This is a genomic window from Aliiruegeria sabulilitoris, from assembly GCF_001558155.1.
Taxonomy (GTDB): Bacteria; Pseudomonadota; Alphaproteobacteria; order Rhodobacterales; family Rhodobacteraceae; genus Tropicimonas; species Tropicimonas sabulilitoris.
The window spans coordinates 143,768-157,504 of the sequence record NZ_LOAS01000013.1 but is presented as its reverse complement, the minus strand read 5'-3'; the positions used below and the strand labels follow the sequence as shown (position 1 = coordinate 157,504).

Genomic DNA, 13,737 nt, shown 5'->3' with positions numbered 1-13,737 from the left:
TCAGCCGGGTGCGCCACAGCTTTGATACCGCCGCGGAGACCGCTCCGCGGCGGCTTTTCGTTTACAATGGCGGTTTTCTGAACCGGCGGATCCGGCGGATCCTGGAACTGTCCGGATGGCACGTGACAACCGGGCTGCCCGGACCAGAAGACTGGGTCGGAGTCTGGGGCCATAGTCCGACCGCCCATCGCGGCGAGGCCATCGCGGCGCGGCGCGGCGCCCGCATCCTGCGCGTGGAAGACGCCTTTCTGCGGTCGATTCATCCCGGTCGCTCGGGCGAGGCACCCGCAGGATTGCAACTTGACCGACTGGGCGTCCATTTCGATTCCAGCAAGCCGTCCGAACTGGAGCAAACCCTCGCGACAGCCCCTCTGGACGAGACGGACCTTCTGGATCGCTCCCGCGCTTGCATTGCGCGCCTCAAACAGCTTGAGATCAGCAAGTACAACAGCTTCCGGACGGATCTTGAACCACCCGCCCCGGGCTATGTGCTGGTGATCGACCAAACCCGTGGCGACGCGTCCATCCGCCATGCCGGAGCCCGTGAGACCACCTTTCGGGAAATGCTGGCATTTGCACAAATCGAACATCCGGGCCAACGCATCCTGATCCGCACCCATCCCGAGACCCTTGCCGGTTACAGGCAGGGGCATTTCGGGCCTGAGCAGGCGCAAGGCATGGTCGAGCTTTCCACCGAGTCACATTCGCCCTGGAAATTGCTGGAGGGCGCGGTGGCCGTCTACACCGTCTCTTCGCAGATTGGTTTCGAAGCCATCCTTGCCGGGCACCGTCCACGCGTCTTTGGTCAGCCCTTCTATGCCGGCTGGGGGCTGACCGAGGATGAAGCGCCCGTCGCGCGCCGCGGGCGCAAGCTGACCCGCGCGCAACTATTTGCGGCGACCATGATCCTCACCCCGCGCTGGTACGATCCCTACCGCGACACGCTTTGCTCGCTGGAAGATGCGATCGACGGCTTCGAGGCCCGCATTCGCGCTTTCCGGGAAGACCGGAACGGGTATGTCGCCACCGGAATGCGGCTGTGGAAGCGAAAACATCTGCGCGCGTTTTTCGGCTCCAAGGCCGGGCTCGCCTATATCGAGGGACCGCGCGCGGTGGAGCGCGCCCAGAAAACCGCGCGGCCGCTGCTGTGCTGGGCGGGGCGCCTGGATGAAAAGACCGAAAGCCGGGCGAATGAAACGGGCGTGCCTGTTCTCCGGGTCGAAGACGGTTTCCTGCGCTCTAGCGGGCTTGGCGCGGAACTGGTTCCGCCGCTGTCACTCGTCCGCGATGACCTCGGCATCTATTACGATCCGACACAGGAAAGCCGGCTCGAACGGCTCATTTCTGAATCTCCGAACCTGCCCGAGGAAGACCAGCAACGCGCGGAGCGTCTTCGCCAAAGGCTGATCCGCTCTGCCCTGTCGAAATACAATATCGGTAACAGAACGCTTCCGGATCTGCCCGACGGCCATCGTATTCTCGTGCCGGGACAGGTCGAGGACGACGCTTCGATCCGGCTGGGCTGCGAGAAAATCAACAGCAATCTGGGCCTGCTCAAGGCGGCCCGCGCCGCCAATCCGGACGCAGTGCTTCTCTACAAGCCTCACCCCGACGTCGAGGCGGGCCTGCGCAAGGGCGCGATTGCCGAGGAAGACCTGCGCGGGTTGGCCGATTGCGTGCTGCGCGAGGCGGACCCGATGGCCCTGCTCCCCGTTGTGGACGAGGTGTGGACGCTGACCTCTCTTCTCGGCTTCGAGGCACTGCTGCGGGAACTGCCCGTCACCTGCCTCGGCGCGCCTTTCTACGCTGGCTGGGGACTGACGCGCGACCTCGGCCCGGTGCCGGACCGCCGCGCAGCCCGGCCGAGCCTAACCGGCCTGACCCACGCAACGCTGATCGGCTATCCGCGCTATCGCGACCCGGTTTCCGGCCTGGATTGTCCCGTGGAAGTGATCGTCGAGCGGCTCGAAGCGGGAATTTCTCCGCATCCACACCGTTTGTTGTCAAAGGTTCAGGGGCTTTTGGCGAGCCGAACGACCTTTTGGCGCTAGGCGTTCATGCCCGATCCGGACGCCAGACCGCCATAACATCCGGCCCCACCGCTCGCAGGCGATCCAGCCCGAAGCGCGGCGCTTGCGCCAGCGCGTCGATCCCCATGGCACCGAGTCCCGGCAACCCTTCTGCGCCAAGGCCCAGCCCCGCAGTGAAGGTCACGAGTTCATCCACCAACCCGGCATTCAGCAGCGAGCCGGCCAGCGCCCCGCCGCCCTCGCAGAAAACGCGCGTCAGGCCGGCCTTTCCCAACTCGGCCAGCATCGCCTCGGGTTCCAATTGCCGCCCCTGATGAACCGGCACCGAAACCAGCCGCGCGCCCTGCGCCGCCCAGGCCGCTTTACGGGCCTCCTTCGCGTCCTGCCCGTGGCAGAGCCAGACGGGTGCGGCGTCGATCTCGTTGAACAAGCGGCTGTCGGTTGGAATGTCGAGACGGCGTGAGGCCACGATCCGCACCGGTTGATGCGCCACGCCCAGCCCGCGCACCGTCAGGGAGGGATCATCCGCCCGCGCGGTGCCCGCCCCAACAAGAACGGCATCATGGCAGGCCCGCATACCGTGCACCATGCGCCGCGCCGCGGGGCCGGTTATCCACTGGCTCTCCCCTGTTGCAGTCGCGATCCGGCCATCGAAGGAGCTTGCGAGCTTCAGCGTGACGAAGGGGCGCCCGTCCGTGACCCGCTTCAGAAACCCCTCATTCGCACGTCGTGCGTCTGCTTCCAGAACGCCCGTGACAACTTCGATCCCCGCCTCGCGCAGAATGGCGTGACCGCCGCCTGCTACACGCGGATCGGGATCGGTCATGGCCGAGACAACCCGCGCCACGCCGGCGGAGACCAACGCCTCCGCGCAGGGCGGGGTCTTGCCGTGATGAGCGCAGGGTTCGAGCGAGACATAGGCGGTGGCACCGCGCGCGGCCACACCCGCCTGTGCCAGCGCTTCGGTCTCAGCATGGGGCCGGCCGCCCAGCTGGGTCCAGCCCCTGCCAACCACGCGCCCATCCCTGACGAGAACACAGCCAACGGCCGGATTGGGCCAGACACGCCCCAAGCCGCGACGCCCGAGGGCGATCGCATGCGCCATGAAGCGGCTGTCGGCCTCGGCCGTGTCATTCACTCCGTGGAGGTCTCCCCGGGCCGCAACTCGCTGACGAACTTGTCGAAATCGTCCGCCGCCTGGAAATTCTTGTAGACGCTGGCGAAGCGGACATAGGCGACCGTGTCGATCCGGGCGAGCGTTTCCATCACGATCTCACCGATGATCTTGGAGTCGATATCCGTCTCGCCCATGCTTTCGAGCCGCCGGACGATGCCGGAAATCATCTGGTCGATCCGTTCGGGTTCTAGCGGGCGTTTCTGAAGGGCAATCCGCACCGAGCGTTCGAGCTTGTCCCGATCGAAATCCTCGCGCCGACCGTTGGATTTGATCACCACGAGGTCGCGCAACTGAACCCGTTCATAAGTCGTGAACCGCCCGCCACAGGCCGGACAGAACCGGCGCCTGCGAATGGCGACGTGGTCCTCGGCCGGACGGGAATCTTTCACCTGCGTATCAACATTTCCGCAAAACGGGCACCGCATGCGCGTCCCCCTTAAAACTGCCCCTTGGGGTGCAACCCCTTCTTGTTGCAATGACTATAGGGCAGCCTCGACAGCTTGGGTAGAGGATTTATCCACATACCCTATCTGGTCCTGTCCGGGTGTTGCCGGATTGATTCGTCAGGAAAAATGCAGAGCAACCTGGCGCCGGTGCGGACGGTGGCGATGTTCGAACAGGTAGACGCCCTGCCAGGTTCCCAGCATCATCTGGCCATCCTGCACGGGAATGCTCAGTGTCACCGGCAGCAGGGCCGCCTTGATATGGGCCGGCATATCGTCCGGGCCTTCATAGATGTGGCGCAGGTATTTCATGGAGGGGTCCGTCGCGGGCGGCACGAGGCGCTCGAAAAAGGCCTGCAGATCTGTCTGCACCTCGGGATCGGCATTCTCCTGAATGAGCAGCGAGGCAGAAGTATGCCGGACCAACAGCGTCAACACCCCGTCCCCGGCGCCGATCTCCCCAAGCCAGGCTGCGAGGTCGGAGGTAAACTCGTAGAGCCCCGTACCGATGGTGTCGAGTTCAAGGATCTCAGGCATCCTAGAGCAGTCCCCGCATCCGGAAATCCTGCAGGCTCTTGCGGCAAAAGGAGGAGCCATGCGCCGCGCTCAGATGATAGCCCGGCTTGCTGATGGAGACGGAATAGCCCTTCTCCTTGTCGCTCAGATCCGGAATGTCATCGTATTTCACGTAGGAGAAAAGCACGGCGTGCCGCCCCTTGCGGGCCTGGCTTGGCCCAAGGCCCCGCACGACATAGATCCGTGTCGTATTATGCGCGCGCATGCCGTAGCGAACGAATTCTCCCGCAGCGCACCAATAGTCGGATGGCCCCGCGGTCGCCTTCTGGAACACCTCGAAATAGCCCGCCCGGGTCGGGTTCGGGGCGGCGAGCATCCAGTTGCGGGCGCGAAAATCGGCAGAGGCAGGCGAGGCAACCAATGCTGCGGCCAGCAGGACCAATTTCGGCAGAATCCCGGACCGGTTCATGGCACGCCCTAGTTTTCCAACACAGTCTGGATTCTCGATTGCCCGCAAAACGAGACCGCGTGGCCAACACTCAAACTCTGGCCGACGCGCGGCCCGCCGAAGAGCAACAACTCCTTGTTCGGCCCCGGTGGAGCGTTCAATTCGAAGGCGACCGCAAGCCTGTTTGCGCGATACTGGCTGGGGGCCCGAACACTCATGACCACCACCCGGTCCGAGTTCCGGGCATTGAGCCAGCGTTTCGCAAATTCACCGGCCGAGCAGAAGTAATCCGCCTTGCCGGAACCCGCCTGCGTCAGAACTTCGAAACCGGGGTTGGAGCCGACGGCCTGAAGGCCGCTGCTGGTGGCCAGCCGGTGCACGTCCTGCGCCGCGGCCGGAAACGCCGAAACGCCCGCAACCACGCATAGGGAAGCTAGAGTTTTCACGGATTTTCGCATCGAACCTGTCTCCGATCATCGCGGTGGCCGGGCGTCACGGCTCGTCACCGGGAGTGTCCCCCAAGCCAGGGCCAAGAACGCGCCGCCATTCGGTTCCTGTCTGACAGCAACGGCGGGCCACTGCAACTGAGCGGAGATCACATTTTCAAGCGGAATCAGGCAGCCGCAGACGGGGTATCGTCGCGACTGTACGGCGCGGAATTCAGTCGAACAGCCGCTCGCCTCTCTCGTCGATCATTTGCTTGGCCTTGGCCGTGGAAATCTCCTTGGCCTGCTCGGGATCCGTGCAGACATCGGCCCGGATCAACGTATGGGTGAGGGTTTCGCCGCCCACTTCCTTCTCGATGCGGGCGGACACCCGGAAGCCGGCCGCTTCCTTGATCGGCTCCGCGAAGATCGCGAAGCCCTTGTAGCTTTCCGGCTCGGTCTGCGGCTTGCCGCCGCCGCCAAACAGACGCGAAAGAAGCGACATGGCTCTCCCCCTACTGGTCCAGGAAGGAGCGCAGCTTGCGCGAGCGGCTCGGATGCTTGAGCTTGCGGAGCGCCTTGGCCTCGATCTGACGGATCCGTTCGCGGGTAACGCTGAACTGCTGGCCAACCTCTTCGAGCGTGTGGTCCGTATTCATGCCGATGCCGAAGCGCATCCGCAGAACCCGTTCCTCACGCGGGGTGAGCGAGGCCAGAACCCGCGTCGTCGTCTCCTTCAGGTTCTCCTGAATGGCGGAGTCGAGCGGCAGGACAGCGTTCTTGTCCTCGATGAAATCGCCAAGCTGGCTGTCTTCCTCGTCGCCGATGGGCGTTTCGAGGCTGATCGGTTCCTTGGCGATCTTCATCACCTTGCGAACCTTCTCCAGCGGCATCTGCAGCTTTTCCGCCAACTCTTCCGGCGTCGGCTCGCGGCCGATCTCGTGCAGCATCTGGCGACCGGTCCGGACCAGCTTGTTGATCGTCTCGATCATATGGACCGGGATACGGATCGTGCGCGCCTGGTCGGCAATCGAGCGGGTGATCGCCTGACGGATCCACCATGTCGCGTAGGTCGAGAACTTGTAGCCGCGGCGGTACTCGAACTTGTCGACGGCCTTCATCAGGCCGATATTGCCTTCCTGGATCAGGTCCAGGAATTGCAGGCCACGGTTGGTGTATTTCTTTGCAATCGAGATCACGAGCCGCAGGTTCGCCTCGACCATTTCCTTCTTGGCCTGGCGGGCTTCTTTCTCGCCCTTCTGCACCTGCTGCACGATGCGGCGGAATTCGGGGATGTCGACGCCGACATAAGTACCGACCTGCGCCATATCGGCCCGCAGTTCCTCAATCTTGTCCGATGAGCGCTCGAACAGCGCTGCCCAGCCACGACCGGGCTTCTCGGCCATCCGGTCCATCCAAGTCGGGTCCAACTCGTAGCCCTTGTAGGCCTCGATGAATTCCCGGCGGTTGATGCGTGCCTGGTCGGCCAGCTTCACCATGTTGGAATCGATGGACATGATCTTGCGGTTGATGCCGTAGAGCTGGTCGACCAGCGCCTCGATCCGGTTGTTATGCAGGTGAAGCTCGTTGACCAGTTCGACGATCTCGGCGCGCAGCTTCTGGTAGGTGGCCTCCTCGGTGGTCGAGAAGGAGCCATCCTCGTTCAGCGTGGCCGACATCCGCGCGTCCTGCATCTCCTCCAGATCGGTGAAGTCGCGGGCGATGCGGTCGAGAATTTCGAGCACTTTCGGCTTGAGCGCGGCTTCCATCGCGGCGAGCGACATGTTGGCCTGCTCGTCCTCGTCATCATCATCTTCGGTCTTGATGACATTGCCGTCCGCGTCATATTCCGGCTGGTCCGACTTCGCTTCCGTGGTGGTCGCGTCGACGTTGAGGGTCTCGACAACCGGCGCCTCTTCGGCGTCCTCCTCCATGCCACGGCCGAAGGTCGTCTCCAGATCGATCACATCGCGCAGCAGGATCTCCTCGGAGAGAAGTTCCTCGCGCCAGATCGTGATGGCCTGAAAGGTCAGCGGGCTCTCGCAGAGACCGGCGATCATCGTGTTGCGGCCAGCCTCGATGCGCTTGGCAATCGCGATCTCGCCTTCGCGGGAAAGCAACTCCACCGAGCCCATCTCGCGCAGGTACATGCGCACCGGGTCATCGGTGCGGTCGAGTTTCTCCGTCTCGGTCGTGGCGACGGCCACTTCACGCGAGGTGGAGGCCTCGACAACCTCGGTCGAACCGGATTTCTTGTCCGAGGACTCGTCGTCCTCGGCTTCCTCGCCCTCGATCACGTTGATGCCCATCTCGGAGAGCATCGACATCACATCCTCGATCTGTTCCGAGGACACCTGGTCCGGTGGCAGAACCTGGTTGAGCTGATCGTAGGTGATGTATCCACGCTCGCGTGCCTCGGCGATCATCTTCTTGACCGCGGTCTGGCTCATGTCGAGCGATACTTCCTGCTCACCATCATCTGGCTTGCGGTCTTCGGTGTCCTTGGCGGCCATCTAGAACTCCTGTCTCGCGGGCGGATGATTCGTCGCGATTCGAATCATTCCGAATCATTAGCGCTGAAAAAGCCGATTTCTACCCGCATATCCATCCGGGGGCAGAATGGAAAGCCCGCCCCGTCTCTACTCCCTGCCCTTTGGGCCCTCGTCTTCGCCCGCGAAGCCGATCGCCTTGAGCAACCTGTCCAGGTCCGAGCGCTCGTCCCGGTCGATGCGGGCGCCGTTCTCGGCAATGTCAAAATCGGCCCTGTCGCCGTCGTTGTTATTTGTGGCCATCTCGCGCGCCCGCACCGAAAGCGACAGGCGACGATCAATCCACTCATCGGGCGTTTCGGCGAACCCGGCAACGGCCTCGTCGATCTCTCGCCGCGTTCCGCGCAGGGCGGCAAGCTTGGCGATCTCATCGGCAAGGCACAGGCGGGCCAGCTCCACATCCCCCGGTTTGCGCACAGACGGCGCCAGCGAGACATGGCGCTCCCCCCGCAGCCTTTCAAGGGCGCCCGGGTCAAGCTTTTGAGCAATCAAGGTTTCGATCTCAGACCCCGTGTCTTCCGGGTCACAGCCGAGCAGGACGGAGGCGAGCGCCGAGTGCCCTTCGCCTTCAAAATGCATCTCTTCAAGAACATGGGAGTATTCATCCAACATTTGAGGCGTCGCGATCAGCGTCGCGAGGATGACGGCTTCCCGACGCACCATCGAGCTGTTCTCGTCCGTACCGACAAGCACCGAACTGCGTGTGCCCTGCATCGGGGCGGCCGCCGGTTTGATCTTGCGCCCGCCGGGTTGCCAGGGCCGCTCCGGCCGGGATGTGCTGCCCGTCGATGCGGGGTTGCCAAATCCGAAAAGCTCCGCCCGCAGCCGCCGCATTTCCTCGGCATAGTGGTTTCGGATCCCCGGGTCCCGGATCTGCTTGATGACCGCGCGGAGTTGCTTGTCGAGCGCGGCGCGGCGTTCGGGGCTGTCGAGCACCTTGCCCTCGGTCTCCCGCCGCCAGAGCAGCGTGACCATGGGAATGGAGGCATCCAGCAGCGCCTGCATCGCCTCCGCGCCCTTCGCCTTGAGCAGGTCGTCGGGGTCCTGCCCTTCGGGCAGCAGGCAGAAGCGCAGCGACTGGCCGGCTTCCAGAAGTGGCAGCGCCACGTCGATCAGGCGCATCGCGGCGCGCAGGCCGGCGGTGTCGCCATCGAGCGCGATGACTGGCTCGGGATCAATCCGCCACATCAGCCGCAACTGATCCTCGGTGATCGCGGTGCCAAGACCGGCCACCGTGGCGCCGAAACCCGCCTCGCTGAGCGCGATCACGTCCATGTAGCCCTCGGCCACGATCAGCGGCGCGCCTTTGCCGGCGGCTTCCCGCGCGGGGCCGTGATTATAGAGGCTCCGCCCCTTGTCGAAGAGCGCCGTCTCGGGCGAGTTCAGGTATTTGGCGTTGTCGGACGGGTCCATCGCACGCCCGCCAAAGGCGATGGCACGTCCGCGCGCATCGCGGATCGGGAACATGATCCGGTTTCGGAACGTGTCATAGGGCTCGCGCCCCTTGTCCGAAGGCTTGGCCAGACCACAGCCAAGTATCAGGTCGGCCGCGATCCCCTTGGCGGTCAGGTGGTTCCATAGGTTCTGCCAGCCCGGCGGGGCGAATCCAATCTCCCAGCGCTCAAGCGCCTGAGGTGAAAGCCCACGCGCGCCGGTCAGGTAGCTGCGCGCCTCGCTGGCCGCCCCTGTCTGCAGTTGCAGGCGGAAGAATTTTACCGCTTCTTCCATGACTTGCGCGAGCTGGCTGTGCCGGTCGGCCTTCTCCTGCGCCTTCGGATCGCGGGCCGGCATCTGCATGCCTGTTTCCTGAGCAAGGATTTCGATGGCTTCCATGAAGGAGACATTCTCCGTCTCCTGGACAAATTTTATCGCATCGCCCTTCTCGTGACAGCCGAAGCAGTAATAATATCCCTTGCGGTCATCCACATGGAAAGAAGCGGTCTTTTCCTGATGGAAGGGGCATGGCGCCCAAAGATCGCCCTTCGCCTGATTGGATTTGCGCGCGTCCCACATGACCTTTCGGCCCACGACCTGCGCAAGCGAGGTGCGGGAGCGAAGCTCGTCAAGGAATCCGGGTGGCAGGGACATTGGGGGAATATCGCTCCGGCGCGGGGGCAAGTCCATATCTCCCGGATAGGGCCGGGTGCCTTTTTTGTGGACAAGATGAATGATGTGCCGTCGCAGGCGGGGGCGCTGTCCTCGTCGTCGCGAGCCATGACTCCCCGGAAGGTTTTTTCGAGAAAGAAGAAGGCAAGCGGGAACAAAAGGATGGGACTCGCTCCGCGGAATGGGATCCGGCCGCAGGCCGACGCCGCGCAGCGGCGCCACCGCCGCACGACCTCTGGTCGGCGGCAGCCCCCTCAGGCAGGTTCTTTCGGGATGTCCTCTCGCGCAGCCACGGAGCGCATTGCGTTCTCGATCTCGTGTCTTGCGGTTTCGGCCATGGAGCACATCACGAGAATCTCGAAACCATCCTCGTTGGCGATGATGAGTCCGGGCACTTGTCCCAGCAGGCTCCGAGCGGTTCGCCCCCGGGAAAAATGCGAGGGCCTGAGGTCGAGCGGCGTCAGGCGCGCCAAGGCCCGCGCCGCGCCGTATCCGGTGAGGCGCATTGCGGCCCATCCATCGGTCTGATCGACAACGGCGGCGCATTTTTCGATTGCTGCAGACGGTTGCGGACCGATCAGCAGGGCCTGCGCCCGGCCCGACCACAAGATCCGCCCGGCCGTGCTTTCACGGCTTTCGCCCGGACCGGGGAAACTCATTGAGCAGGCGGCCTGCAGGGCGTGGGAGAGAGCGGTCTCCGTTCCCGGGTAAGGTGCGATCCAGCTGACCCGACCAAGCGCGACGGCGCTCAATTTCAGGTTGCCATGGTGCAGGTCCAGCCCCTCGAGCGGCCCTTGCGGTGTCAGAACGGTCATCGCATGCGCCCTCCTTCGGGATCGAGAAAGACCGGATCGCAAACCTCGCAATTCACGTCCACGCCGCGCAGATGATCCACCAGCCGGAGCCTCTCGCCATGCCGGGCGCGGCCGTTGCGCAGGAAACCGAGCGCAATGTGCCGTTCCAACGTGGGTGACCAAGCCGAAGACGTCACGTAGCCCTGATCGTTGAGGCGCTCCGGGGCGGCATCGGCTGCAAAGAGATGCGCCCCCGCCGACAATCCGGTCTCACGGGAACGGGACACCAGCCCGACAAGTTGTTCCCGCCCCTCATCGCGCAGGCCCGGCCGGGTCGACGCGGCCTTGCCGATAAAATCCTTCCTGCGGGACAGCATGTTCTGCAGCCCCAGATCGAAGGCCGTCGTCCGCCCGTGCATCTCGGCATGGGTCAGAAAACCTTTCTCGATCCGCAACACGTTGAGCGCCTCCATCCCATAGGGACCCCCGCCAAAGCCTTCCGCCTGTGCCAGCAGCAGGCGCCAGAGGCTCGCGCCGACCCGTGTCGGCACAGCCAGCTCGAAAGCCAACTCACCCGAGAAGGAGATCCGGAACAATCGCGCCTCCATGCCCCCCACCCGAACCGCGCCACAAGCCATGAACGGGACGCGCTCCGCGCTCGTTGGGCTGTCCAGAACCGTGTTCAGAACGTCCAGCGCGCGTGGGCCTGCGATGGCAAATTGCGCCCAACTGTCCGTGGTGGAGGTGAAGCGTACCCGCGCCCGCGGCAGGAAGCATTGCTGCACCATTTCCAGATGTGCCATCACCTGACCGGCGGCCGCTGTGGTAGTGGTCATCACCCAATGGTTTTCCGACAACCGCGCCGTGGTGCCGTCATCCATCACGTGACCGTCTTCGCGCAGCATGATACCGTAGCGCACGCGTCCCGGCTTCAGCTTCGAGAAGCCATTGGCATAGACGAAATCGAGGAACAGCCCCACATCCGGCCCCTGCAACTCGATCTTGCCGAGGGTGGAGACATCGCAGATGCCGACCGCGCCCCGGACCATCCGCACCTCGCGGTCACAGCTTTCACGCCATGTCGTCTCTCCCGGTGCAGGGAAATAGCTCGGACGATACCACAGCCCGGCCTCGACCATCGGCGCGCCGCGGGCAAGGCAAGCAGCATGAGACGGCGTTAGACGTTCCGGCGCGAACCCCTTGCTCTGCGCACCCGCCCCCAAGACGCCAATCGGCAGCGGCGCGTAGGGCGGGCGATAGATCGTCGTACCGGTCGCCGCGATGGAGCGCCCCGTCGCATCGGCCAGGATCGCCAGCGCGTTGACGTTGGAATTCTTGCCCTGGTCCGGCGCCATGCCCTGCGTCGTGTAGCGCTTCATGTATTCGACGCCGTCATAACCTTCCTGCACGGCACCCTTCACATCCTTGGTGGTGACGTCGTTCTGGAAATCGAGCCATGCGCGCCCTTTGCCTTCGACCAGCCAGAGCGTCCGGCCGGATCCTGCATCGCTCTCGGCCTCTGGCAGCACCCAATCCGGCGCAGTGACCCCGAGGATCGCAAGCGCCTCGCCCGCCGCGCGTTTGCCTTCTGCAAGGCACCCGGCGGTATCGTAGACACCATTGGCCGCGCCCGCCGCGACGAGACCGGGCACCGCCCCCGGACGGGGCACGAAAGCCTCGATCGTTTCGTTCCATTGGGGGCGTCCGCCCATATGGCAACTCAGATGGAGCGACGGGTTCCAGCCGCCGGAGACGGCCAGCACATCGGCGGCGATAGAGGTCGCTCCGCCTTTCGATTGAACCTGCACCTGCCGCAGCCCGTGCCGCCCGCGTGTTGCGACGACGCGCGCTTCCGAGAAGACTGGATAGTCGCCTTCGGGCGGCTCCGAACGCGGATCGATCACGCCCGCTACCTCCATCCCCGCGTCCTGCATGTCCCGCGCCGTGCGGTGGGCATCGTCATTGTAGGCAAAGAGCGCCACCTTCCGGCCCGGCGACACGCCGTAGCGATTGACATAGGACCGCAACGCCCCCGCCATCATGATCCCGGGCCGGTCGTTCTCCGGAAAGGCAATGGGGCGCTCGATCGCCCCGGTCGCCAGCACTGCGGCCCGGGTCGTGATCCGCCAGAAACAGTCCAGCGGCAGGTCCCTGGGCCGCGCGGCGAGGTGTTCCGACACCCGTTCATGCGCGCCATATACACCGCCATCATAGGCGCCGGTGACGGTCGTGCGCGGCATGATGCGGACGTTGTCCATCTGCGCGAGGCGCGCGCGCGTCGCCGCGACCCAACGGGCTGCCGGCTCTCCGTCGACATACTCCTGCTCCGTCAACAACCGGCCACCCGGTTCGTTGCTCTCATCGGCCAGGATCACGTCAGCGCCGGCCTTGCCCGCCACCAGCGCCGCCGACAGCCCGGCCGGTCCGGCCCCGATCACCAGCAGGTCGCAATGGGCAAAGGCCTTCTCGTGCCGCGCCGGGTCGGGATCGGTCGTCAGCCGCCCCAGCCCGGCCGCATGGCGAATCGCCGGTTCGTAGAGCCGCTCCCAGAAGCTCCGAGGCCACATGAAGGTCTTGTAGTAGAAGCCCGCGCCGAGGAAGGGCGCAAAGAGATCGTTGAGCGCGAGCAGGTCTGCCGAGAGGCTGGGCCAGTGGTTCTGGCTGTGCGCTTCCAGTCCTTCGTAGAGTTCCTGAACGGTAGCGCGGACATTGGGGACCATGGTCGCACCGGAGCCGATCTCCATCAACGCGTTCGGTTCTTCCGAGCCCGCCGTCATCACCCCACGCGGGCGATGGTATTTGAACGAGCGCCCCATGAGGCGAATGCCATTGGCCAGAAGTGCCGAAGCGAGCGTGTCCCCCGGATGCCCCGTCAGCAGCCTTCCGTCGAAGGAGAAGGGCAGCGAAACGGAGCGGTCGATCCGTCCGCGATTTGGCAGTCTCATGGCCCGGCCTCCTCTTCGGCCAGATGCGCCCCGGTCACCTCATGCGTAAGCGTATTGCGCTCCACCACGAGCCACGCACCGCAGCCCGCGCCGTGCCACCAAAGCTCGCGCGACGGGCCGGCCGGGTTGTCGCGCAGATGGAGATAGTCATGCCAGACCTCCGGCCCAGCATCCTCTCCCGGACGATGCAACGTCACCGCCGATCCTTTCGGCGTGAACTCCCGCAATTCCCGCGCTCCGCACAAGGGACATGGTATCAGCATTCGCTCACCCCTCCTCCCGGACCCTCCCGGCCCCGCCATTC

12 protein-coding genes are annotated in these 13,737 nt (G+C 64.4%); 1 reads left to right on the top strand and 11 read right to left on the bottom strand.

Features of this window, described 5'->3' with window-relative positions; genetic code table 11:
- The first annotated feature begins 8 nt into the window (after positions 1-8).
- Entirely contained in the window at positions 9-2,051 is a 2,043-nt protein-coding gene (locus AX756_RS14125; protein WP_068312591.1) for a capsule polysaccharide biogenesis protein, read from the top strand.
- Positions 2,052-2,055: 4 nt separating this feature from the next.
- On the opposite strand, the gene ribD is transcribed toward AX756_RS14125, so the two are convergent.
- From ribD to AX756_RS14070, 11 genes are all read right to left on the bottom strand, one after another.
- Entirely contained in the window at positions 2,056-3,168 is a 1,113-nt protein-coding gene (gene ribD, locus AX756_RS14120) for a bifunctional diaminohydroxyphosphoribosylaminopyrimidine deaminase/5-amino-6-(5-phosphoribosylamino)uracil reductase RibD (RefSeq protein WP_269432954.1), read from the bottom strand.
- A complete protein-coding gene (gene nrdR, locus AX756_RS14115; RefSeq protein WP_068312588.1) occupies positions 3,165-3,632 on the bottom strand; it encodes a transcriptional regulator NrdR in 468 nt (155 codons plus the stop codon). The genes ribD and nrdR overlap by 4 nt, the downstream gene beginning before the upstream one ends.
- 138 nt (positions 3,633-3,770) lie before the next feature.
- Entirely contained in the window at positions 3,771-4,187 is a 417-nt protein-coding gene (locus AX756_RS14110; RefSeq protein ID WP_068312585.1) for a secondary thiamine-phosphate synthase enzyme YjbQ, read from the bottom strand.
- 1 nt (position 4,188) lies between these two features.
- On the bottom strand, positions 4,189-4,635 hold the full coding sequence (locus tag AX756_RS14105; RefSeq protein WP_068312582.1) for a hypothetical protein: 447 nt from the start codon (positions 4,633-4,635) through the stop codon (positions 4,189-4,191).
- An 8-nt stretch (positions 4,636-4,643) separates the two neighbouring features.
- Complete coding sequence (locus tag AX756_RS14100) at positions 4,644-5,072, bottom strand: hypothetical protein (protein ID WP_156461504.1); 429 nt, start codon at positions 5,070-5,072, stop codon at positions 4,644-4,646.
- Between the two features lie 202 nt (positions 5,073-5,274).
- Positions 5,275-5,544 carry an HlyU family transcriptional regulator gene (locus AX756_RS14095; protein ID WP_068312576.1) on the bottom strand — a complete coding sequence of 90 codons (270 nt, stop codon included), beginning with the start codon at positions 5,542-5,544 and terminating at the stop codon, positions 5,275-5,277.
- 10 nt (positions 5,545-5,554) lie between these two features.
- Positions 5,555-7,552 (bottom strand): RNA polymerase sigma factor RpoD, encoded by a 1,998-nt coding sequence (gene rpoD, locus AX756_RS14090; protein WP_068312573.1) that lies wholly within the window; start codon positions 7,550-7,552, stop codon positions 5,555-5,557.
- Positions 7,553-7,678: 126 nt separating this feature from the next.
- Positions 7,679-9,676, bottom strand: a complete 1,998-nt coding sequence (gene dnaG / locus AX756_RS14085) for a DNA primase (RefSeq protein ID WP_068312569.1) — start codon at positions 9,674-9,676, stop codon at positions 7,679-7,681.
- A 272-nt stretch (positions 9,677-9,948) separates the two neighbouring features.
- Entirely contained in the window at positions 9,949-10,509 is a 561-nt protein-coding gene (locus AX756_RS14080) for a sarcosine oxidase subunit gamma (protein WP_068312566.1), read from the bottom strand.
- Positions 10,506-13,433, bottom strand: a complete 2,928-nt coding sequence (locus tag AX756_RS14075) for a sarcosine oxidase subunit alpha family protein (protein ID WP_068312563.1) — start codon at positions 13,431-13,433, stop codon at positions 10,506-10,508. Before AX756_RS14075 ends, AX756_RS14080 begins: the two co-directional genes overlap by 4 nt.
- Positions 13,430-13,696, bottom strand: coding sequence for a sarcosine oxidase subunit delta (locus AX756_RS14070; RefSeq protein WP_068312560.1), 267 nt, complete (start codon positions 13,694-13,696; stop codon positions 13,430-13,432). The genes AX756_RS14075 and AX756_RS14070 overlap by 4 nt, the downstream gene beginning before the upstream one ends.
- Positions 13,697-13,737 lie beyond the last annotated feature (41 nt).